Source organism: Candidatus Omnitrophota bacterium (assembly GCA_028707125.1).
GTDB lineage: Bacteria > Omnitrophota > Gorgyraeia > Gygaellales > JAQTUX01 > JAQTUX01.
On the sequence record JAQTUX010000001.1, the window covers coordinates 1,007,917 to 1,030,179 of the forward strand.

Below are 22,263 nucleotides of genomic sequence, written 5' to 3' on the forward strand. Positions count from 1 at the left end.
ACTCTAAACTCGAAACCCTAAACTCTCAACAAACCCAAAACCCAAAACTCCAAACCCAAAACCTCACTATGATGATTGATGTTTTGAGTTTGTGGTTTAGAGTTTGTGATTTGTTTAGTGTTTAGAGTTTAGTGTTTAGGGTTTGATTTGAGGATTAGAATATGTTTATCATTGGCGAACTAATTAACGGGATGTACAAGGATATCGGCGCCGCGATCAGGGCCAAGGATAAGTCCGTTATCCAGAAAAAGGCGCTGGCGCAGATAAACGCGGGGGCTGACGCGCTTGACGTTAATTGCGGCCCGGCTTCCAGCGATCCGGTAAATGATATCAAATGGCTGGTGAACGCCATACAAGAGGTAACCGACAGGGCATTGTGTATTGATTCAAGCAAGCCCGAAGTCGTAAAGTCCGGTTTAGAGGCAGCCAAAAACAGCGCTATCATTAACTCAACTACTGCCGATGAAGAAAAGCTTGGCGTCCTGGTCCCGTTGGCTAAACAATATAAGGCCAAACTGATCGGCCTGACCATCAGTAAAAAGGGCATACCGCAGAATAAAGACCAGCGGTTAGAGTTGGCCGCGGCCATACTCGCCGCGGCGCAGGAAGGCGGCCTGAATACGGAAGATGTGTTCCTCGATCCCATAGTAATACCGGTAAATGTGGCTCAAGCGCAAATGAAAGATATCCTTGAGGCGGTAAGGGAGTTTAAGATAATCTCCGACCCGCCGGCAAAGACAGTAGTCGGCTTAAGCAATGTTTCGCAGGGTACTTGTCAACGCAACATCATAAACAGGGTTTTCCTGGTTATGGCTGTTGCCTGCGGTTTGGACGCGGCAATACTTGACCCCCTGGATAAAGACCTGGTTGACGCCGCGATCACCTCAGATTTGATCCTGAATAAGCAGATATACTGCGATTCGTTCCTTGAAGCGTATAGAAAAAAATGAGGCGAGGTAGCTCAGTTGGTTAGAGCATGCGGCTCATACCCGCAGTGTCGGCGGTTCGAATCCGCCCCTCGCTACCATTATTTGAAAGTGTCCATCCAAAATAAATTCAAACACACAATAACCCAACACAATCTCATCTCTAACCACGACCGTATCCTCATCGGCGTATCAGGCGGGCCTGATTCTGTAGCGTTGTTATGCCTGCTTAATTCAATAAAGAAAGAATTCAAACTTGACCTCGTGATAGGCCATCTGGACCACGGGCTGCGCAGAGAATCGGTTAAAGATATGGACTTTGTTTTGGGGCTGGGCAGAAAGCTCAAAATTCCCGTGGTGTGTGAAAGGATCAAACTTAGCTCAGAAGGAAAGGGCTCTTTGGAGGAGACTGCCAGGTTCGCAAGGCTGGATTTTTTCCGTCGGGTTTGCAAAGAATTTAACCTGAACAAGGTTGCACTGGGCCACAATATGGACGACCAGGCAGAGACAGTGCTTATGCGCGTCTTAAGGGGGACCGGTTTGTTCGGGCTTGCCGCTATTAAACCCGGGAGGCGCATAGGGGCATTAGAAGTGATCAGGCCGCTTCTTGATATTGAAAGAAAGGGCATAGAAAAATACCTTAAAGAGAAACGCGTCACGCCTGTTATTGACAGGACGAATACCCGGGACATATTCTTTAGAAATAAGATACGCAACCGCCTGCTTCCCGAATTAACAAAATATAACCCCAACATAAAACAAATCCTTGCCAATACTGCCAGGCAGTCAGGAGACGACTATGATTTTTTGCTTAATGCCGCCAGGAAGGCGCTGAGGTCGGTCAAGGCCTCTGCCTCAAAGACAAGAGTAAGATTAGAATTAAGGCGTTTAACCAGATGCCATCCCGCGATGTTCAGGATGGTCTTACGCTTCGCTTATCAGCATATAAAAGGCGATTTGAGGCGCCTGACCTTCCGCCACCTTGAAGAATTGGAGGCGCTTGTATTCACGAGGCCGCTTCGTTCGGTAGTAAACCTGCCCCGGAACATCGCTGCCAGGAAAGAGAAAAGATTCCTATCCATTTATTCCTCAAAAGGATAGGAAAAAACCTTGCTAAAATAAACGGCGCGTTATATAATAGATACCTTATATAATGGTTCGCGGGCGATAACTCATAAAGGAGCGATAAATGCAGCAGAAACAGCAGAAAAACAGGAAGATCCAGCCGAAGAAGTTTAACCGGCCGGCTATGATATGGCTTATTCTTGTATTGGGTATATTTTATCTTTTCAGCATAGCCAATGTATCGCTTACCGGCATACCAAAAGAGCTTCAATACGGGCAATTCTACCATATCCTGAAAGATAATCCGCAGACCAGCACCATAAAGTCGGTTATCAAGACCGGCAGTATCCTGCAGGGCGAGTTCAGCGACGGAAATAAGTTTTTCGTTAACGTGCCTGATGAGGACGAGGACCTGCTTTCCCTTCTGAAGAATAACGTGGCCGAGTTTGATATCAAGCCGCCGAAGACCCTGCTTGCCAGTTTATTTTTCTCTTTCGGCCCGGTAATAGTGATCCTTATAATCTGGTGGCTTATGGCCGCGAAGGGAGAGCAGTTAGGCAACAGGGTAATGTCATTCGGCAAGATCCGGCCGAGGATCCACAGCGAAAAAGACGCGCAGGTAACTTTCAATGACGTTGCCGGAGTGGATGAAGCGAAGGAGGAGTTAAAAGAGGTCATAGAATTCCTTAAGGACCCCAAAAGATTTCAAAGATTGGGCGGCAAGATCCCGAAAGGCGTCCTGCTTGTCGGCCCTCCGGGCTGCGGCAAGACATTAGTCGCCAGGGCTGTTGCCGGTGAGGCGGGCGTCCCTTTCTTTTCCATCAGCGGATCTGATTTCGTGGAGATGTTTGTAGGCGTAGGCGCCTCAAGGGTGCGCGACTTGTTTGACCAGGGCAGGCGCGCGGCAAAAGTTTCGGGCAAAGGCGCCATCATATTCATTGATGAAATTGACGCTGTGGGCCGCTTAAGGTTTTCCGGCATAGGGGGAGGCCACGACGAAAGGGAACAGACATTGAACCAGCTTTTGGTTGAGATGGACGGGTTTGATACTACCTATGGCCTTATACTCATAGCCGCCACCAACAGGCCTGATACGCTTGATCCCGCTTTACTTCGTCCGGGAAGGTTTGACAGGCGTATAGTCATAAGCTTTCCCGATATCGGGGGCAGGGAGGCGATATTAAAAATTCACACTAGAAAGATAAAACTGGCTGACAAGGTTGATTTAAGATCCATAGCCAGCCAGACGCCGGGTTTTTCAGGGGCAGACCTGGCAAACCTGTGCAATGAGGCGGCGCTGCTCGCGGCGCGGCACGACAAAGAATCTGTGGGTATGTCAGAACTTGAACATTCAATTGAACGCGTGCTTATGGGGCCCGAGAAGAGAAGCCACGTTATGTCCAGGCGCGAAAAGGAGATCACGGCATACCACGAATCAGGCCACGCGCTGCTTTCTTTGTTAATGCCCGACGTAGACGTGGTGAAGAAGGTCTCGATCATACCCAGAGGCATGGCAGGCGGCTATACCTTTACGCCTCCGTTAGAAGATAAGCATTATCATACCAGAAAAGAATTGCTCGGCAGGATATCGGTGATGTTGGGAGGCAGGGCTTCGGAAGAGATCATACTGCAGGATTTTACCACAGGGGCCCAGAACGACCTGGAGGGCGCGACGCATATGGCAAGGCGTATGGTGACCGAATTCGGCATGTCGGAAAAGTTAGGCCACATTACGCTGGGAAAAAGAGAAGGGTTGATATTCCTCGGCAAGGATATAGTGGAAGAGAGGAACTACAGCGATGAGACGGCGCACCTTATAGATGAAGAAGTGAAAAAGATAGTGGACGGCTGCTATGCCGCTTCCAGGAAGATGCTTAAGGAGAACGAGGACAAACTGCGGATGCTTTCGGCGCGGCTGCTGGAAAAAGAGATCCTTGATGGAGAAGAGGTAAAGGCGCTTCTTGGCTTATCGGGGGCGAAGGATGGATCACAGGATAAAGTCCGGGACGCATAATATCAGGGTTATGCCGGAAACGGATGTATGCCTGGCAGAACGCCTGATGAAGGAAGCAGGCGTTGACGGCTACGGCATAGGCATCATGGCCCCCAAGGCCGTATCGCTTTTAATTAAGATAAAAGGCCTCTCCAACATATCGGCCAATATTTTAAAACAGGAATTGCTTTCGTTGGGAGCGGACGCGGCTATCTCCAGAGGCTCGCTTACCGGAAAGGTAAAGAAAACCGATTGTCTTGTTATGGGCAATCTTGCCCAGTACCAGCGCCTCCGCGGTAAACTGGAGCGCCAGCCCTTCGGATTGGGGTTATTGGCTGAAGAGGTCAACAGGGCGATAATCAATTTCCAGAAGGAAGATTTCATTCTCTCTGCCGGAAGTTTCAGGATAAAACTGGGCAGGAAAACCGGGATCGCCGCCATAATCAATATTACGCCCGACTCATTCAGCAACGACGGTATATATCGCGGCTCTATCGCGGATGTCAAGGCGCGCGCCTTAACGCTGGCAGAACGGGCCATACAGGACGGCGCTGATATAATTGATATAGGGGGCGAATCAAGCAGGCCCGGCGCCGCTAAAATTACGATAAGGGAAGAACTTAAAAGGGTGATACCGGTGATCAGATTCCTGGCGAAAAAGATAAACAAGCCGGTTTCCATAGATACTTATAAACCGGAAGTGGCGGACGCGGCCGTTGATTGCGGCGCTTCTATAATAAATGACATTACCGCCTTATCCAATATAAAGATGCGCCGGATCGCGGCGCGCGCGAAAGCGGCGGTTGTGCTCATGCATATGAAGGGCACGCCCCGCACTATGCAGAAGAACCCCGCGTACAGCTCGATCATTGATGAGATATTGGATTTTCTTAAGGCAGCGGCAGCGAAAGCGGAAGAAGCAGGCGTAAAAAGAGAAAGCATTGTCGTTGACCCGGGTATCGGTTTCGGAAAGACAGCGCGGCATAACCTTGAAATTATCAGGCATCTCAAGGAATTCAGAGGCCTGGGCTTGCCTATAATGGCAGGCATATCCAGAAAGTCATTTATAGGGCATGTCCTGGGCCTGCCCGTGAATGAAAGGTCGCTGGGCACGGCCTCTGCCGCGGCCGCCTGCATATTAAACGGCGCTTCAATAATCAGGGTCCATGACGCAGGCCAGGCCCGGCAGGTCAGGGACATGGTTGACGCGGTAAGAGGGGCGTGAGATATGAGTGAGATTTTATGGTTATGGAAGCCCCTTATCGAGATCGCGGTATTATGGTTCGTGATCTACCATATAATGCTTTTCTTTGAGGGCACAAGGGCGCTGCAGGTGCTTCGCGGCATTGTCATATTGATCGCCAGTTTTTTTATATCACAGCGCCTGGGCCTGACCACAATAGACTGGCTGCTCGCGAAGTTGTTCGGCATATCCATTATCGCTATCTTTATTATTTTTCAGCCGGAGATAAGGCACGGCCTGGCGCGGCTTGGCCAGAGGCACCTTTTTGACGTCGTAATGAAGGAGGAAGAGGAGGAGGAGGTGCTGGCTGAGGTTGCCGATGCCGCTACGCTCCTCGCGGAAAAGAAGATCGGGGCATTGATCGCCCTGGCCAAGGAAAGCCCTCTGAGGCCTTATATTGAAAGCGGCGTTATATTGGATTCGCGCGTATCATCAGAGTTGCTGCAGGCAATATTTTCTCCCACGGGCTTGCTTCACGACGGAGGAGTCATTATACAGCAGGGAAGGATAGTCGCAGCCGGCTGCCTTTTCCCCCTGACCGAAAAACCTGACCTGAGCAGGTCGCTGGGCACCCGCCACAGGGCGGCGCTTGGCCTGTCAGAGGATACCGACGCGGTGGTGATCGTGGTATCGGAAGAGTCGGGCAACATAACCATCGCCTATAAAGGCAGATTATTATACTGCAAGGACAGGGACTATCTCCTCTCTGAATTAAAATTCGGTCTTCAAAGGAAAGAGGCGCATGGCTGATAAGGCGGAATTTAAAGAAAGAATATACGGCTGGTTTACAAACCACCCCTGGCTTAAACTTATCGCTTTGGTCCTGGCAATAATATTGTGGTTTTACGTGCAGGGCGAGATAAACAAGTTCAATTATTGATGAAGAGACTGGGTGTAAACATTGACCATATCGCGACCATCAGGAATATAAGAGGCGGCGTGGAGCCCGAGCCGGCCCTGGCCGCGCTTATCGCGCAGCAGGCAGGCGCGGACAGCATTGTGGCCCACCTCAGGGAAGACAGGCGGCATATCAACGAAAGAGATGTGAATATTCTCAAGGATGTTGTTAAGGTAAAATTTAATCTGGAGATGTCTATCGCGCCTGAGATCGTTAAGATCGCCTGTAAATTGAAACCTGGCCAGGCGACACTTGTGCCGGAAAAAAGGCGGGAGATAACCACGGAAGGCGGGCTTGACGTTGTAAAACATAAACGGAGGATCTCAAAGGCGCTCAGCCGGCTTTCAAAGGCAGGCATAGAGGTATCGCTTTTTATAGACCCGGAAAAAATACAGATAAAAGAGGCGGCGGATATCGGAGCGGGCATAGTTGAGCTGCATACGGGAAGATATGCCGAGGCGAAAAAAGACAGCGCGCGCGAAAAAGAGCTTTTGAATCTTATCTTTGCCGCTGAGTCCGCGAAGAAATCAGGGCTTAGAGTATGCGCCGGACACGGGTTAAATTATTTTAATGTAGGGCCGGTTGCCGGGATCAAAGAGGTGGAAGAATTGAATATCGGTTATTCTATCGTATGCAGGGCAAGCATCGTCGGTTTTGAAGAGGCGGTTAAGAGCATGAAGAGATTGTGCAAGGGGATTTATGACGCATGATATACGGCAACGGCGTAGATATAATTGAGGTCAACAGGATAAGACAGGCGGTGGAGAAATGGGGAGAGAGCTTTCTGGGCAAGGTATTCACTCAACAGGAACTGGAGTGCGCGAAAAAGAGGGGCTCGCCCTATGAACATCTGGCAGGCAGGTTTGCCGCCAAAGAGGCGGTTGCCAAGGCATTTTCCGACAATTCCATTACCTGGCGGGACATTGAGATAATAAACGATGGCAACGGCAAGCCATCCTGCAACATACTTAACGGCAAGAAAAAATATTTCCAGATACACGTTTCAATTTCTCATATAAAAAAATATGCGGTTGCCAGCGCGGTTGTTACGAAGGAACCCCAATAGCCATAAAGGCGATTTCGGCCGCGTATTTATTCTCGCGGCATCAAAAGGCATGACCGGAGCCGGTATACTCTGCGCGAAGGCGGCAATGCGCGCGGGGGCAGGGCTGGTGACTCTCGGTATACCGAAGACGCAATACCCGATCGTGGCAAAGAGGCTGCTTGAGGCAATGACAGCGCCTCTGGAAGATACTGGCGATGGGTGTTTGGCGCTGAAGGCATTAAGCCGCGTAAGGGATTTTTTAAAAAGAACTGATGTGCTGGTAATAGGCCCCGGCCTTTCGCGGCATAAACAGACCCAGCAGCTGATACGTAAAGTCATCGCTGAATTTAACGGCAGCATGGTTGTGGATGCCGATGCTATAAATGCTTTGGCAGGGCATCTTGATCTATTGTCTGTCCTGAAGAGCCCGCGGTCAGTAATGCTGACGCCTCATCCCGGAGAGTTTTCCCGGCTCGCGCGTATGTCCGCGGCAAAACTGCGGAAAGACAGAAAAATATCCGCCCGGTCTTTCGCGAAGAAATATAAGATCGTTCTGGTGCTAAAAGGGCATAACAGCGTGGTCTGCGGCGAAGGCCGCTGCTACATAAATAGGACAGGCAACCCGGGGATGGCTACTGCCGGAAGCGGCGATGTGCTTAGCGGTATGGCGGCCGCGTTTCTCGCGCAGGGGCTGGATACGTTTGAGGCGGCAAAGACAGCCGTGTATCTGCACGGGCTGGCAGGGGATCTGGCAGCCAGGGAGAAAACGCAGATATCCTTGATAGCGTCCGATATTATAGAGAAGATCCCGGAAGCGGTTAAACAAAGCGTAAAACGTAAAGCGAAAAGCGCAAAAGTAAAGTGTAAAATTTAAAACTATATAACAAAAACTTTAAACTTTACGTTTTGGTTTTACGCTTTGCGCTTTACACTTTTCGCTATTTGACATTGAATATCTCTAAGGATTATAAGTCAGCAATTAACGCTGCGCTAAGGCTGATCAGGTTCAGGCCAAGGAGCGAGAATGAAATAATATCGCGCCTTGAGGATAAGGGCTATGGAACCGCCGTTATAAAAAAGGCGGTCAAGTACCTGAAAGGCGCCGATTATTTAAACGACGCCGAGTTCTGCAGGATATGGATCGGATCGCGAAAGGATAAGCCGTTAGGTTTCAAGAAGATCATTCAGGAGCTCAAAGAAAAGGGAGTAAAGCGGGATATTATTGAACACGCCGTTAAAGAATCCCAATGTGATTATAACGAGGGGGAAGTGATCGAGCGGCTGGTCAGCAAGAGGTTTGTCCAGGCGCACGGACCGGATAAAGGCAATATTAAAAGAAGGGTTTATTCGTTTCTCCTGCGCCGGGGATTCAGCCCGGACGCGGTCAATGAAGCGATATCTAAAATAGAATGAATGCCGACGCACTAAGAGAAAAATTTCTGGAATTCTTCAAATCTAAGGGGCACGAGATAGCGCGAAGCGATTCGCTTGTGCCTAAAGACGACCCTACGGTGTTGTTCACCTCAGCCGGAATGAACCAGTTCAAGAAGAATTTCTTAGGCATAGACAAGCACCTGAAGCGCGCGGTCAGCTCTCAGAGGTGTTTAAGGACAGGCGATCTGGATAAGGTAGGAAAGACCGCGGGCCACCATACGTTCTTTGAGATGCTGGGTAATTTCTCTTTCGGCGATTATTTCAAGAAAGAGGCGATAAACTGGGCCTGGGAGTTTCTTACCAGGGAATTGAACATCCCCGATGATAAACTATGGGTGTCGGTATATAACGATGACACGGAGGCATATGAGGCCTGGTCAAAGGACATAAAGCTGCCTAAGCCGAGGATGATCAAATTGGGCGATAAAGAGAATTTCTGGCCTTCAGAGGCAAAGCAGAAAGGCCCTAACGGCCCTTGCGGCCCCTGCTCGGAAATATTTTACGACCGGGGAAAAGGCGTTGGCTGCGGTGAGCCGGTATGCGACCCGAGCTGTGACTGTGGAAGGTTCGTAGAGATATGGAATCTCGTTTTTACTCAGTTCAACAGGAAAGAGGGTGGGGCGCTTGAGCCCCTGCCTCAAAAAAACATAGATACGGGTATGGGGCTGGAACGCTTGACCGCGGTAATGCAGGGTAAGGCCAACAATTTTGAGACCGAACTTTTTCAGCCGATCATAAAGGAAATTATAGCTAAAATAGGGGGCAGGCCTAAGAAGGAACTGCTCTATGCTATAGCCGATCATATAAGGGCAGCCGTATTCGCCATTGCCGACGGAGTTATCCCCTCAAATGAGGAGAGGGGTTATGTTGTCAGAAAACTTATCAGGAAGGCTGTTTATGATCTGCGGAAACTGGGAACTAATGATAAATTTCTTTATAAGCTTGTTTATCCAGTTATTGAGACAATGAAGATCGCTTATCCAGAATTGGGTAAGCGACACGAGAATATTACGCAGATTATTCTTGCTGAAGAGGAAAAATATTTACAGATTCTGGAGTCTGTGGCTGGAATATGTTTTGATAAGTTTGCCGGTATAGATAAAATGGATAACAAAAAAATCGGCAGGGTTAGTTTCGACCTTTATGACACTCACGGCATACCCATAGAACTTACAGAGGAGTGGCTTAAAGGACACGGTTATAGCTTCTCCAAGGATGAGTTCGAAAGGAATCTCTCGCGGCAGCGCGAGCAATCGCGCGGCAAAAGCACGATGAAAGGCGATGTATTCTCGGTTGCCGGGCTTAAAATAGATACAGCGGCAACTGTGTTTAAAGGTTATGATTCCCTTGAATCAGAGGCAAAGATATTAAAGATATTTAAAGGCGCGGATGAAATGAAGTCCGCCTCTGAAGGCGATGAGGTTGCTGTCGTATTGGACAAAACGCCGTTTTATCCTGAATCAGGAGGACAGGTTGCCGATAGGGGAAGCATCCTCAAGAAGGGCTGCCTGTTTGAGGTTAAGGATACGCAAAGGACGGGTTCTGTGATAGTCCATTACGGCGTAGTAGCAAAGGGCGCCTTCAAAGAAAAGGATAAGGTTTCGGCTAACGTAGATAAACAAAGGCGGCTTGCTATTGCCAGGAACCATACCGCGACTCATATGCTCCAGTCCGCTCTCAGGCAGGTGCTGGGAGAACATATCCAGCAGCAGGGCTCGTTAGTGGCAGAGGACAGGCTGAGGTTTGATTTTACCCATTTTAAGGCCGTAAGCCCCGAAGAGATCTCCAGGATAGAGGAGATCGTGAATAAAATGATCATTGATAACGAAGTATTGACGGCCAGGCAGATGCCGCTGTCCGAGGCAAAGAAGACAGGGGCGCTGGCATTTTTCGGCGAAAAATATTCAGATAAGGTGCGGGTCGTGGCGATAGGCGGTTTTTCCCGGGAACTCTGCGGCGGCACGCATCTTGGTTCAACCGGGCAGATCGGCTTATTTAAGATCGTTTCCGAGTCATCCATAGCGCAGGGCGTACGGCGCATAGAGGCGCAGACCGGGGCCGCCGCTTATAACAACATCCAACAGGGCGGCGCTGTCCTTAGGGAGCTTTCAGGCATTTTAAAAGTTCCTGCCGAGGAGATAGTAAGCCAGGTGGAAAAGCTGAACAACCGGCTCAGGGATTTAAACAGCAAGTTGGATTCCTGCCGGTTGGAGGCGTTCAGGTCGGCGATCGGCGATATGATCAAAACGGGCATTAAGATAGGCGGTATCTCGTTCATATGCCGGCGCGTAGAACAGGCAGATATGGAGTTATTAAGGCCTATGGCGGATATGTTGAGGCAGAAAGCCGATAAAACGGTATTGCTGCTTGCCTCTGTTCTGGAAGACAGGGCCGCGCTCGTTGTGGCGTTAAGCAATGATATGAAGGATACGCCGCTGGACGCCTCAAAGATAATAAAGGATATTGCCGCGGTATTGGGCGGCAGCGGCGGCGGCCGTAAGGACTTCGCGCAGGCAGGCTCACGCGATATCAAAGCGCTTGAGGAAGCGATCGCCAGAGCGCCGGAAATAATAAAGGGATATTTAAAATGAAGATAATACGCAGATACAACAGGGAACTTGAGAAGATCTACAGCCGTAATCTGATAAGGCAGAAGTCCATGCAGGAGCGCGTGCGCAAGATAATAGACGACGTCAGGCTGAACGGGGACGACGCGCTGGCAAAATATACGCGTAAATTTGACAAGGTAAAACTGCTGCCCAGGCAATTCAGGGTAGGGCCGCTGGAGATAAGCGGCGCTTATCAGAATATAAACCGGGATTTTGTTTCTAATCTCAAACTTATAATAGAGAACATAAACCGGTTCTACAAGAGGCAGATAAGAAAGAAGTGGAAGATCAAGGATTCCGACGGCGTAGAGTTGGGAGAAAAGATAGAGCCGATAGAACGCGTAGGTATTTACATACCGGCAGGCACAGCCCCGCTTGTCTCAACGGTCTATATGACAGCCGTGCCAGCGCGCATAGCAGGGGTAAAGGACATAGCGTTATTTACTCCTCCGGATGAGAACGGGAACGTTAATCCTCACATACTTGTAGTCGCGGACCTGCTTAAGGTCAATGAGATCTACAAGGTCGGGGGGGCGCAGGCGATCGCCGCCGCCAGTTTTGGCACAAGGACCATACCGAAGGTGGATAAGATCGTAGGCCCGGGCAATGCTTACGTAACAGAGGCAAAGAGGCAGTTGTTCGGCTATGTGAATATCGATATGCTGGCAGGGCCGACAGAACTGGTTGTGATCGCCAACAGGTTCAGTAATCCCAAGTTCGTTATTGCCGACCTTAAATCGCAGATAGAGCATTCCGGCGGCATGTCAATACTTATTACTACAAGCAGGGATCTGGCGAAGACGGCCGCGGCGCAGTTAGACGCGAAAGGGGCGATAATCCTGACAAAGAACCTGGCTGAGGCGGCAGAGATATCTAACCGCATAGCGCCGGAACACCTGGAGATCATGGTAAACAATCCCAAAAAGATCCTGAAGCTTATAAAGAACGCCGGGGCGGTATTCCTGGGGGCATATAGCCCTGTTTCGGTAGGGGATTATGTAGCCGGGCCCAGCCACGTATTGCCGACCGCCGGCTCTGCCCGGTTCTTTTCGGGGTTGTCTTTAAGCGACTTTACGAAGTCAATACACATAATTTCTTACTCCAGGAAAGCGCTTGAGGCGATAAGGCAGCCGCTTGAGGCGATCGCCGGAATTGAAAAATTGGAAAAACACATTGAGTCGGTAAAGGCGAGGTTCGAGTAGAAGAGACCCCACACTTACGTGTGGGGAATGACAATCTAAGCATAGCCAAAGGATTCTACACACGTAAGTGTGTAGAGGACACTGAAGGTGGAAAGATGAAAAAACGTAGCGCAGAAGTAAAAAGAAAAACAAAAGAAACTGATATTACTGTTAAATTAAATATCGACGGTTCTGGCAAATCTAAAATAAATACTGGCATAGGCATATTAGACCACATGCTGGAATTATTCGCTTTCCACGGATTATTTGATTTGGAAATCATGGCTAAAGGTGATTTGAACATAGATATACATCATACTAATGAAGACGTTGGCATCGTATTGGGAGATGCTTTTAAAAAGGCATTAGGAAATAAAGAAGGTATCAAAAGATCTGGTTCCAGTTCATGGCCGATGGAAGATGTAGTCGCCAATGTGGCGGTGGATATCAGCGGGAGAGGATTTTTTGAAAAGATAACCAGGGCGACGATCGGATATCCAGAACCCAAAGAAGAAGATGGATACTCTTATTCTTACGCTAATCATTTCTTTGAATCGTTTGCAAAAAGAATGGGAATGAATTTAAATATAAAATTGGATAGCCAGAATCCGGATTTGCATACTAATTTGGAACCTATTTTTAAGGCCTTCGGTGCGGCGCTGGACCAGGCTACTCAGATAGACCCGCGCCGGAAGGGAGTACCCTCAACGAAGGGAATTATAGATTGAGATGGTAGCGTTGATCGATTACGGTTCAGGCAACTTAAGAAGCGTGCAAAAGGCCTGCGAGCGCGTCGGTATGCGGGTAAAGGTAACGCAGAGCGGCGAGGATATAAAAAGCGCGGATAGGCTTATACTGCCAGGCGTCGGCTCCTTTGACGATTCCATGGTAACGCTGGAGAAGTTAAAACTCTTATCCTCTATCCGATCATTCATAAAGTCCGCGAGGCCGTATCTGGGCATATGTTTAGGCATGCAGATACTGTTTGAGCGCAGCGAAGAAGGCAGGCAGGTAAAAGGGCTGGGGGTCTTTGAGGGAGTAGTAAAGAAATTCATGCCGGCAGGAGGCATTAAAGTCCCCCATATGGGCTGGAACAGGGTCGCGCGCCCCTCTCGTCCGGTCGATACCTCAGAAAGATTGTTCAAAGGCATAGCAGACGGCTCGTTCTTTTACTTCTGCCACTCTTATTACCCTGAACCGAAGGATGATTCAATATCCGCGCTTACCTGCAGTTACGGCCTTGATTTCGCGGCGATGGTCTGCCGCGGGAACACCTTCGGCGTGCAATTCCACCCGGAGAAAAGCCAGGAGTTAGGATTGCAGGTTCTGCGCAATTTTGCTGAATTATGATAATAATCCCCGCGATTGACCTGAGAAGCGGTAAGGTAGTCCGCCTTAAGCAGGGCAGATTTGAGGACGAGACGGTATATTCCGACGACCCTCTTGGCACAGCCGGGAAATGGATCAAGGAGGGGGCTCAGATAATCCACGTTGTCGACCTGGATGCCGCCTTGACCGGAAAGCCGAAAAATATATCCATTATTGAAGAGATAGTCGGCAATGTGAAGGCAAAAATAGAATTAGGGGGAGGATTAAGAGAGATCCCCTTGATAGAACGGCTTATAAATCTCGGGGTCGAGAGAGTGGTGATCGGTACAAAGGCGGTCGTGGATGAGGCGTTCCTTGATGAGGCGCTGCGCAGGTTTTCGGATAAAATACTGGTAAGCATAGACGTAAGGAATAAATTTGTCGCCACTTCCGGCTGGAAGGGCGTTTCGGGCCTGCAGCCCGTAGAGTTCGCCTCTTTACTGGCGAAGAAAGGCGTAAAAAGGGTTATATATACGGATATATCCAGGGACGGGATGCTCGCGGGGCCCAACTTAGAAGGGCTTCTGGATATACTTAATAAGGTGGATATCTCCGTCATTGTATCAGGCGGAGTATCTTCACTGGATGATATAGAAAAAATAAGGCGGATGAATAAAAAGAACATAGAAGGCGTGATCATAGGCAAGGCGCTTTATGAAAATAAGTTCACTCTTAAAGAAGCCATGGAAACGGCGAAGAAAGGAGAGGTGTAGTATGCTCAGGACATTCGCGGTAGTTTTGATCGTGTCGGCATTGGCTCTGTCCGGCTGCCAGACCCTTGGCGCGGGGAAGGCAAAGGTTGATTCTCAGATCCAGGATCTGCAGAATCAGGTCTCTGTCATGGAGATACGCCTGAAAGAAAATGAGGAAGAATTGCTCAAGACAAGGAAGTCCGTGCAGCAGTTGGTATCGGAGAATGAAGACCTGAGGGCGGGCCTTTCGGACATGAAGAAGAAGGCGTCAAAATCCTCTGTCGCGGAATTCCGCAAACCGTTGTCAAAACAGGTGCAGATCGCCTTGAGGAACGCCGGCTTTAATCCGGGGCCGATCGACGGAAAGATGGGGGTCCAGACCAGAAATGCCATAAGGGCGTTTCAGAAGGCAAACCGCCTTCCCGTAAGCGGCGATGTGGATTATAATACCTGGCAGGCCTTAAAGGAATTCCTTTACAAAAAACAGAAATAATATGCTGGCTAAGCGTATAATACCCTGCCTGGACGTGAAGGACGGCAGGGTCGTAAAGGGCGTTAAATTCATCGGGCTTAAGGACGCGGGAGACCCTGTTGAGGCGGCGCTTGTTTATGACTCACAACAGGCAGATGAGCTCGTCTTTCTTGACATTACCGCCAGTTTTGAGAAACGCAAGATCATTCTTGATGTCGTCAAAAAGACCGCGGAATCGGTTTTTATGCCGCTGACAGTCGGCGGCGGCATAAAGGATATCTACGACATACGCAACCTTCTCAATGCCGGCGCCGATAAGGTCTCCATCAATACTTCGGCCGTAAAAGACCCCGTCCTCATAAGGGAAGCGGCGGATAAATTCGGCAGTCAATGTATCGTTATAGCCATAGACGCGAAAAGAACGCCGGATAAAAATGGCTGGAAGGTGTTTATTGACGGTGGAAGGACTGCCACAGACAAGGACGCGTTGAAATGGTCCGAAGAGGCCGCGGCGCTTGGAGCCGGAGAGATCCTGTTGACAAGCATGGATAGAGACGGCACCAAAGACGGCTATGACTTAGAATTGACGCGGCGCGTTGCCGAAACAGTGGCTATTCCCGTGATCGCCTCCGGCGGCGCGGGAAAACTTGAGCACTTCGCGGAAGTACTTACGGAAGGCAGGGCAGACGCGGCCCTTGCCGCCTCGTTGTTCCATTACGGCGAATTCAGCATAAAGCAGGTAAAGGAATACCTGAAAACCAAAGGGATAGAGGTAAGAATATGAAGTTTAAGTTAAGCGATTTGAAGTTTGATGTTTCGGGATTGATCCCGGTAATAATACAGGACTACAAAACTAAAGAAGTGCTGATGGTCGCCTATATGAACAGGGAATCACTAAGGCGGACTATCCGGCTGGGAAAGACATGTTTCTGGTCGCGTTCACGCAAGAAATACTGGGTAAAGGGAGAGACCTCGGGACATTTTCAATATGTGAAGTCAATCGCTTATGACTGTGATGCCGACGCGTTATTGATAAGGGTGAGACAGGTTGGCGTTGCCTGCCACACAGGAAATAGAAGTTGTTTTTATAGAAAGATGGGGAATATCAAACCACGATGATACTACACACGTAAGTGTGTAGAGGAAACTTATGATATATCCTGACAAGAAAACATTTTTAAGGTTGAGTAAGAAGGGTAACCTGATCCCGGTCTATAAGAACATAAACGCTGACCTGGATACGCCGGTTTCCGCGTATCTTAAGGTGGCGGATGAGCCGTATTCTTTTCTTCTGGAATCGGTTGAAGGCAGAGAGAAGATAGCCAGGTTCTCTTTTCTCGGTCACGGCCCCGCGCTGGTTATTAAGCTGAAAGACAAGAAATTATGGATTTTAGACAGGCGCGGAGGATACAAGCCGCAAAAAGCCGTCAAGCTTGAGAATTGCGATCCGCTTAAGGAGATCAAAAAGATAAGCAGCCGGTTTAAATTCGTAAATCTTCCCGGCCTCCCGCGGTATTGCGGCGGATTCGTGGGGTACCTAGGATACGATACCATAGGCCTGTTCGAGCCGCGCCTGTATGAAGGCATCAGGAAGAACAGGGACGACCTCAAGCTGCCGGATATGGCATTTATGCTCTGCGATACTGTTACGGTATTTGACCACGCCAACCACCAGATGAAAATAGTCGTCAACGCCGACCTTTCCGCGGCAGGCACTAGAAAGGCGAAATTGGAACGCTATGATGACGCCGTCAAAACGATAAACCGGATAGAGGCCCGCCTTAATAAGCCGCTTAAAGCGGAACGCAAAGCAACAATCAGCCATAAACGCCTTAAAGTAGCGTCTAATTTCTCCAGGAAAGATTTTAAAGAAATGGTTTTGAAGGGAAAAGAGCGCATAAAGGAAGGGGATATAATACAGGTTGTCCTGTCGCAGAGGCTTAATGCCCGTGTTTATGAGAAACCGTTACATATATACAGGAAGCTGCGCAGGGTTAATCCCTCTCCCTATATGTATTATCTTAATCTCAAGGATTCTATAATCATAGGCTCTTCTCCTGAACTACTCGTGCGCTGCGAGAACGGCCTGGTAGAAACGAGGCCTATCGCGGGGACAAGGCCGCGGGGCAGGGACGCTCAAGAGGACAGCCGGCTGGAAAAAGAGCTGCTTCAGGATAAAAAAGAGCTGGCAGAACATTTAATGCTTGTCGATCTTGGCCGCAATGACCTGGGCAGGGTATGCGGGTACGGCAAGGTAAAGGTTAAGGAATTTATGCGGGTGGAGAAATATTCTCACGTTATGCACATTGTCAGCAGCGTAGCAGGATTGCTTTCGCCAAATAAGGACATTTATGATACAATAAGCGCGACTTTCCCCGCGGGTACTGTGTCGGGCAGCCCTAAGATACGGGCGATGGAAATAATCAACGAATTGGAAAACCTCAGGCGCGGCCCGTACGCGGGGGCGGTGGCTTATTTCAGTTTTTCCGGCAACCTTGACAGCTGCATTATCATAAGGACGATAATAATAAAGAACAAAACGGCCTATATACAGGCAGGCGCGGGCATTGTCGCCGATTCCGTGCCGGAGCGTGAATATCGCGAGACGCTGAATAAGGCCAGGGCGCTTATTGAAGCGATTAACGCGTAAAGCGAAAAGCGCGAAACCAAAAAAAAGGAGAAAAGATGTCGCTAATGATAAGATTGAGAAGGATAGCCGATACTAAGGGCGCGCATTGTTTCAGGGTAGTTGCCATAGCAAAGGAGCGCTCCAGGGACGGCAGGAACATTGAGGAATTGGGATTTTACGACCCCAGAAGCAATCCTCCCGTTATAAAGATCAACAGGGAGAGGATAGAGCACTGGATAAAGAACGGAGCCCAGTTAAGCAACACAGTCAAGGACCTTATGAAAAAGACGAAAAAAGGGGGTAAATAATGCAGCCGGCAGCCCAGTCAGCAGGATTGATCAATTTCATACCTTTAATTTTGATATTTCTGGTTTTCTATTTTCTGCTTATCAAGCCGCAGAAACAAAAGGAAAAGGAACACCAGAAGATGATACACGGCCTGGAAAGGAATAACGAGGTGGTCACGACAGGCGGTGTTCACGGGACCATAGTCGGCGTCAAAGAGAAAACATTCATACTCAGGGTGGATGAAAACGTAAAGATCGAAATAGAAAAATCGGCTGTGGCATCCCTGTTGAAATAACATCAAAAGGCGCGGATATGAAAAATAAACTTTTATTCAGAAGCGTACTGATAATCGCGGTCCTGATCATCTCGCTGTATTATACATTCCCGCTTGGCAAAAGGATCAATCTCGGCCTTGACTTAAAGGGCGGGATGCACCTTGTCCTGCAGGTCGATACGTCAAAGTTAAGCGATAAGGAGAAATATGACGCGGTTGACCGCGCCATTGAGGTAGTCAGGAACAGGATAGACCAATTCGGCGTGAGCGAACCGGTTATCCAGCGGCAGGGAGAAAACGGCATCGTAGTCCAGCTTCCCGGCGTAACAGACAGGAAAAGAGCCATAGATCTGATCGGTAAGACGGCCCTGCTTGAGTTTAAGCTCGTATCGCAGGATCCCGAGGCGCTGAAGCAGGCGGTAGAAGGCAATGTAGCTCCGGAATATGAACTGAAATACATCAAGGAAGATTCGCGATCAGAACCGCTTTTACTGCATAAGGAGGCGGTCATTATGGGAGATGCCTTGACAACGGCATCGGCGGCATTTGATTCCAGCCGTTTTGGCGAGCCCATAGTCAGGATCGCCTTTAATCCCGAAGGGGCAAAGAAATTCGCCCAGATCACAAAGGACAACGTAGGCAGGCAGCTGGCAATAGTGCTTGACGGCAATGTCCAGTCGGCGCCGCGCATAAACGAACCTATCCCCTCCGGCGAGGCGGTCATAAGCGGCAGATTTAACGTTGAAAAGGCGCAGGACCTGGCAATAGTGCTTCGCGTCGGCGCCTTGCCCGCGCCGATGCGTATAGAGGAAGAGCGCACCATAGGGCCGCTTCTGGGGCAGGATTCCGTCAAGAGCGGAATAAAGGCGAGCGCGATAGGCGGATCCATTGTGCTCGCGTTTATGATAGTATATTATTTGCTCTCCGGCCTGGTTGCTTCCATTGCCTTGATCTTCAATCTTTTTATCATACTCGGCACGCTTGGCCTGCTTCCTGTCATCTTGAGCAATTTCTCAGCCACGCTTACGCTTCCCGGCATAGCCGGTATAGTACTCACCCTGGGTATGGCGGTAGATGCTAATGTGCTTATAAATGAAAGAATAAGAGAGGAATTGAGGTCGGGCAAATCCCTGAGGTCATCCATATCCTCCGGGTATGGCAAGGCATTCAGCGCTATTCTTGATTCCAATATAACCACGCTGATAGCGGCATTCTTTCTATTCCAGTTCGGCACAGGCCCTATAAGAGGATTCGCGGTAACGCTTACCATAGGCCTTATGGCAAGCATGTTTACCGCTATAGTGGTGACCAGGCACATCTTTGAACTGCTGCTTTTAAGCCCGAAATTCACATCCTTGCGCATGCTTAACTTCGCCAGAGACACAAAGATCGATTTTATCGCGAAGCGAAAGATTTGCTACGTTGTCTCCGCCATAGTAATAACCGCGGGACTGGTCAGCTTCGCGATAAAGGGCAAGGACGCCTACGGAATAGATTTTTCAGAGGGCCAGATCCAGGAATACGCCTTCAAAGAGCCGATAGCGATGGAGGACTTGAGGTCCGCCCTGATATCTTCGGGGCTGCAGGACGCGTCTATCCAGAAATTCAAAGATAACCCCAAAGTGGTTATGATACGCACAAAAACAGACACCTCCGAAGCCGTATCAGAAATATTCGGCAGGAAATTCCCCGCGAACACTTTTGAGATCATGCGCATTGAAAATGTCGGCCCTTCCGTGGGAAAACAGCTGAGAGGCAGGGCGATCTGGGCGATACTATGGGCTATGGCCGGCATACTGGTTTATGTAGGCATCAGGTTCAAGCATTTTGACTTTGCGATCGCGGGAGTCATCGCCTTGCTCCACGATGTCTTTGTCGCCATGGGCGTTCTCCTGCTTACCGGCAGGCAGATAGACCTTTTGATCGTCACGGCCCTGCTTACCATTGCCGGTTATTCCATAAATGATACGATAGTGATCTACGACAGGGTCAGGGAAAACGCGCGCATGTTGCGCAAATACACGCTTCGCGATCTGATAAACTTAAGCGTCAACCAGACGATGAGCCGTACCATACTTACTTCGCTGCTGACCTTATTCGTTGTCCTGGCGCTGTTTCTCTACGGCGGGGAGGTCCTGCACAGCTTTTCCTTTGTCTTGATCGTCGGCTTTATATCGGGGGTATATTCTACGGTTTTTATCGCGTCGGCGCTTGTGCTTGCCTGGAACAGAAGAAAGACCCTTTGATACCCACCCGTTATGTTCAAATCTCTCAAGTTCCACAAAGGCCAGGAGATTGAAACTCAGGCGATCTCAGGGCAGCTGGTTGATTTCGGGTATAAGCGCCGGCAGTCCGTAGATGAAGAAGGCGACTTCTCCATACGCGGCCACATCATAGACCTGTTCCCCATTACATTTGAACTGCCCGTAAGGATCGAGCTGGAGATAAATACGATCAGCAAGATCTATACTTACGCCGTATCAACCGGAGAGAATATATATGAACACGATATCATAGTAGTCCTTCCCCGTAAATCAGAACGCAAAGCCAACATAAACATATTCAGCGAAGATTTTCCTTCTTCTAATTTCGTAGATCTAAGCGTGGGGGATTACGCCGTCCACGTGAGGCACGGCATCGGTATATTCAAAGGCAAAGAAAAGATCAAGGCCGCGGAAGGGCGCGAGGAACACCTGGTGATAGAATATGAAAATAAAGAGCGCTTGTTTGTCCCCATGCAGGAAGCGCACCTTGTGCAGAAATACCTTGCCTTCGGTTCAAGAAGGCCCAGGTTAAACCGGCTCGGCTCAAAGGAATGGCTCAGGATCAAACAAAGGGCCGGCAAAGGCATACAGAAATACGCGCTGGACCTGCTTCATCTTGAGTCCATGAGGCAGCTGCTTAAGGGATTTAAGTTCTCGCGAGATACCGACTGGCAGGAACGGTTTGAGAAGACATTCCCTTTTGAAGATACGCCTGACCAGATAACCGCGGCTGCCGAGACAAAGAAAGATATGGAGTCGGAGAAGCCGATGGACCGGCTCATATGCGGAGAGGTCGGCTATGGCAAAACAGAAGTGGCGATGCGCGCCGCCTTCAAGGCGGTTATGGACAATAAGCAGGTGGCGATGCTTGTGCCTACGACCATACTTGCCGAACAGCACTATTATAACTTCTGCTCACGCCTCAAAGAATTCCCCATAAGAGTTGAGATGCTCAGCCGCTTTAAGACCGGCTCCCAGCAGCGCGGCATAACAGAGGGCCTGAAAGACGGCTCTGTTGATATAGTGGTAGGAACGCACCGGCTCCTGGGAGACGATATACATTTCAGGGATTTGGGGCTGGTCATAATTGATGAAGAACAGCGTTTTGGCGTAAAGGCAAAAGAAAAGCTTAAGACATTGCGCCTTTCGGTAGATGTGTTGACCCTTACGGCAACTCCCATACCGCGCACGCTTTATATGAGCCTTATGGGGGCCAAGGATATGTCACAGGTTAATACCCCGCCAAAAAACCGTATCCCTGTGGCGACATATGTGGTAGAATATGATGAAAATCTGATAAGACAGGCGGTATTGAGGGAGAAAAAACGCAAAGGCCAGGCCTATTTTGTGCATAATCAGGTCTATGACATAGAGCGCACCTTGGAGAGAATAAAGGCAATACTACCCGGCAGCATAAAGGCTGCTTATGCTCACGGCCAGATGCCCCCGAAAATACTTGAAAAGGTAATGCTTGATTTCATAAAAGGCGGTATAGACGTGCTCGTATGCACCTCTATTATTGAATCGGGCATTGATATCCCCAACGTAAACACTATAATTATAGACAATGCCGAGGCGTTCGGACTGGCAGACCTGCATCAGCTTCGCGGCAGGGTAGGCAGGTTTAACAGGCGCGCCTACGCTTACCTTCTGGTCTCCAGGGCGGCGTCTTTAAGCGGCGAGTCAAAAAAGCGCCTCGCGGCGATAGAACAATATTCTCATCTCGGTTCAGGGTTCAGCATCGCCATGGAAGACCTTGAGATCAGGGGCGCGGGCAATATCCTGGGCACCGAGCAGCATGGTTTTATAATGGCGGTCGGCTTTGACCTTTATTGCCGCCTGTTAAGGCAGGCAGTCGCGAATTATAAGCAGATAACGTAAA

General features: G+C 49.3%; 23 protein-coding genes and 1 tRNA gene. All 24 read left to right on the plus strand.

Going from position 1 to position 22,263, the window contains the following annotated elements; translation table 11 throughout:
- Window positions 1–161: 161 nt before the first annotated feature.
- The 24 genes from PHR44_05055 to mfd all read left to right on the plus strand — a co-directional run bounded on the left by PHR44_05055 (window position 162) and on the right by mfd (window position 22,262).
- Window positions 162–950: a dihydropteroate synthase gene (locus PHR44_05055; protein ID MDD4910030.1), complete on the plus strand. Its 789-nt coding sequence runs from the start codon at window positions 162–164 to the stop codon at window positions 948–950.
- Window positions 951–1,027: transfer RNA gene (locus PHR44_05060), tRNA-Met, on the plus strand. It begins immediately after the preceding gene.
- Between the two features lie 10 nt (window positions 1,028–1,037).
- On the plus strand, window positions 1,038–2,027 hold the full coding sequence (gene tilS / locus PHR44_05065) for a tRNA lysidine(34) synthetase TilS (GenBank protein ID MDD4910031.1): 990 nt from the start codon (window positions 1,038–1,040) through the stop codon (window positions 2,025–2,027).
- Window positions 2,028–2,115: 88 nt separating this feature from the next.
- Entirely contained in the window at window positions 2,116–4,005 is a 1,890-nt protein-coding gene (gene ftsH, locus PHR44_05070; GenBank protein MDD4910032.1) for an ATP-dependent zinc metalloprotease FtsH, read from the plus strand.
- Complete coding sequence (folP, locus tag PHR44_05075) at window positions 3,974–5,209, plus strand: dihydropteroate synthase (GenBank protein MDD4910033.1); 1,236 nt, start codon at window positions 3,974–3,976, stop codon at window positions 5,207–5,209. The genes ftsH and folP overlap by 32 nt, the downstream gene beginning before the upstream one ends.
- Window positions 5,210–5,212: 3 nt before the next feature.
- The gene (cdaA, locus tag PHR44_05080) at window positions 5,213–5,977 is read left to right on the plus strand and encodes a diadenylate cyclase CdaA (GenBank protein ID MDD4910034.1); all 765 of its coding nucleotides are present in this window, start codon (window positions 5,213–5,215) and stop codon (window positions 5,975–5,977) included.
- A complete protein-coding gene (locus tag PHR44_05085) occupies window positions 5,970–6,107 on the plus strand; it encodes a hypothetical protein (protein ID MDD4910035.1) in 138 nt (45 codons plus the stop codon). Before cdaA ends, PHR44_05085 begins: the two co-directional genes overlap by 8 nt.
- Window positions 6,107–6,835 carry a pyridoxine 5'-phosphate synthase gene (locus PHR44_05090; protein ID MDD4910036.1) on the plus strand — a complete coding sequence of 243 codons (729 nt, stop codon included), beginning with the start codon at window positions 6,107–6,109 and terminating at the stop codon, window positions 6,833–6,835. Before PHR44_05085 ends, PHR44_05090 begins: the two co-directional genes overlap by 1 nt.
- Window positions 6,832–7,191 (plus strand): holo-ACP synthase, encoded by a 360-nt coding sequence (gene acpS, locus PHR44_05095; protein ID MDD4910037.1) that lies wholly within the window; start codon window positions 6,832–6,834, stop codon window positions 7,189–7,191. The genes PHR44_05090 and acpS overlap by 4 nt, the downstream gene beginning before the upstream one ends.
- Window positions 7,157–8,044 carry an NAD(P)H-hydrate dehydratase gene (locus PHR44_05100; protein ID MDD4910038.1) on the plus strand — a complete coding sequence of 296 codons (888 nt, stop codon included), beginning with the start codon at window positions 7,157–7,159 and terminating at the stop codon, window positions 8,042–8,044. Before acpS ends, PHR44_05100 begins: the two co-directional genes overlap by 35 nt.
- A gap of 74 nt (window positions 8,045–8,118) precedes the next feature.
- Window positions 8,119–8,583 (plus strand): regulatory protein RecX, encoded by a 465-nt coding sequence (locus tag PHR44_05105; protein ID MDD4910039.1) that lies wholly within the window; start codon window positions 8,119–8,121, stop codon window positions 8,581–8,583.
- Window positions 8,580–11,195, plus strand: coding sequence for an alanine--tRNA ligase (gene alaS, locus PHR44_05110; protein MDD4910040.1), 2,616 nt, complete (start codon window positions 8,580–8,582; stop codon window positions 11,193–11,195). The genes PHR44_05105 and alaS overlap by 4 nt, the downstream gene beginning before the upstream one ends.
- The gene (gene hisD, locus PHR44_05115) at window positions 11,192–12,415 is read left to right on the plus strand and encodes a histidinol dehydrogenase (GenBank protein MDD4910041.1); all 1,224 of its coding nucleotides are present in this window, start codon (window positions 11,192–11,194) and stop codon (window positions 12,413–12,415) included. Before alaS ends, hisD begins: the two co-directional genes overlap by 4 nt.
- Window positions 12,416–12,510: 95 nt before the next feature.
- Entirely contained in the window at window positions 12,511–13,122 is a 612-nt protein-coding gene (locus PHR44_05120) for an imidazoleglycerol-phosphate dehydratase (protein MDD4910042.1), read from the plus strand.
- 1 nt (window position 13,123) lies between these two features.
- Window positions 13,124–13,744, plus strand: coding sequence for an imidazole glycerol phosphate synthase subunit HisH (gene hisH / locus PHR44_05125; GenBank protein ID MDD4910043.1), 621 nt, complete (start codon window positions 13,124–13,126; stop codon window positions 13,742–13,744).
- Window positions 13,741–14,475, plus strand: coding sequence for a 1-(5-phosphoribosyl)-5-[(5-phosphoribosylamino)methylideneamino]imidazole-4-carboxamide isomerase (hisA, locus tag PHR44_05130; protein MDD4910044.1), 735 nt, complete (start codon window positions 13,741–13,743; stop codon window positions 14,473–14,475). The genes hisH and hisA overlap by 4 nt, the downstream gene beginning before the upstream one ends.
- A gap of 1 nt (window position 14,476) precedes the next feature.
- Window positions 14,477–14,947, plus strand: a complete 471-nt coding sequence (locus PHR44_05135) for a peptidoglycan-binding domain-containing protein (protein MDD4910045.1) — start codon at window positions 14,477–14,479, stop codon at window positions 14,945–14,947.
- A gap of 1 nt (window position 14,948) precedes the next feature.
- Window positions 14,949–15,710 (plus strand): imidazole glycerol phosphate synthase subunit HisF, encoded by a 762-nt coding sequence (hisF, locus tag PHR44_05140; protein MDD4910046.1) that lies wholly within the window; start codon window positions 14,949–14,951, stop codon window positions 15,708–15,710.
- The gene (hisI, locus tag PHR44_05145; GenBank protein ID MDD4910047.1) at window positions 15,707–16,045 is read left to right on the plus strand and encodes a phosphoribosyl-AMP cyclohydrolase; all 339 of its coding nucleotides are present in this window, start codon (window positions 15,707–15,709) and stop codon (window positions 16,043–16,045) included. The genes hisF and hisI overlap by 4 nt, the downstream gene beginning before the upstream one ends.
- A gap of 31 nt (window positions 16,046–16,076) precedes the next feature.
- On the plus strand, window positions 16,077–17,576 hold the full coding sequence (gene trpE / locus PHR44_05150; GenBank protein MDD4910048.1) for an anthranilate synthase component I: 1,500 nt from the start codon (window positions 16,077–16,079) through the stop codon (window positions 17,574–17,576).
- 35 nt (window positions 17,577–17,611) lie between these two features.
- On the plus strand, window positions 17,612–17,863 hold the full coding sequence (gene rpsP, locus PHR44_05155; protein MDD4910049.1) for a 30S ribosomal protein S16: 252 nt from the start codon (window positions 17,612–17,614) through the stop codon (window positions 17,861–17,863).
- Window positions 17,863–18,138: a preprotein translocase subunit YajC gene (gene yajC, locus PHR44_05160; GenBank protein MDD4910050.1), complete on the plus strand. Its 276-nt coding sequence runs from the start codon at window positions 17,863–17,865 to the stop codon at window positions 18,136–18,138. The genes rpsP and yajC overlap by 1 nt, the downstream gene beginning before the upstream one ends.
- 17 nt (window positions 18,139–18,155) lie before the next feature.
- On the plus strand, window positions 18,156–20,363 hold the full coding sequence (gene secD / locus PHR44_05165) for a protein translocase subunit SecD (GenBank protein MDD4910051.1): 2,208 nt from the start codon (window positions 18,156–18,158) through the stop codon (window positions 20,361–20,363).
- Between the two features lie 12 nt (window positions 20,364–20,375).
- Window positions 20,376–22,262: a transcription-repair coupling factor gene (mfd, locus tag PHR44_05170; GenBank protein MDD4910052.1), complete on the plus strand. Its 1,887-nt coding sequence runs from the start codon at window positions 20,376–20,378 to the stop codon at window positions 22,260–22,262.
- Window position 22,263 lies beyond the last annotated feature (1 nt).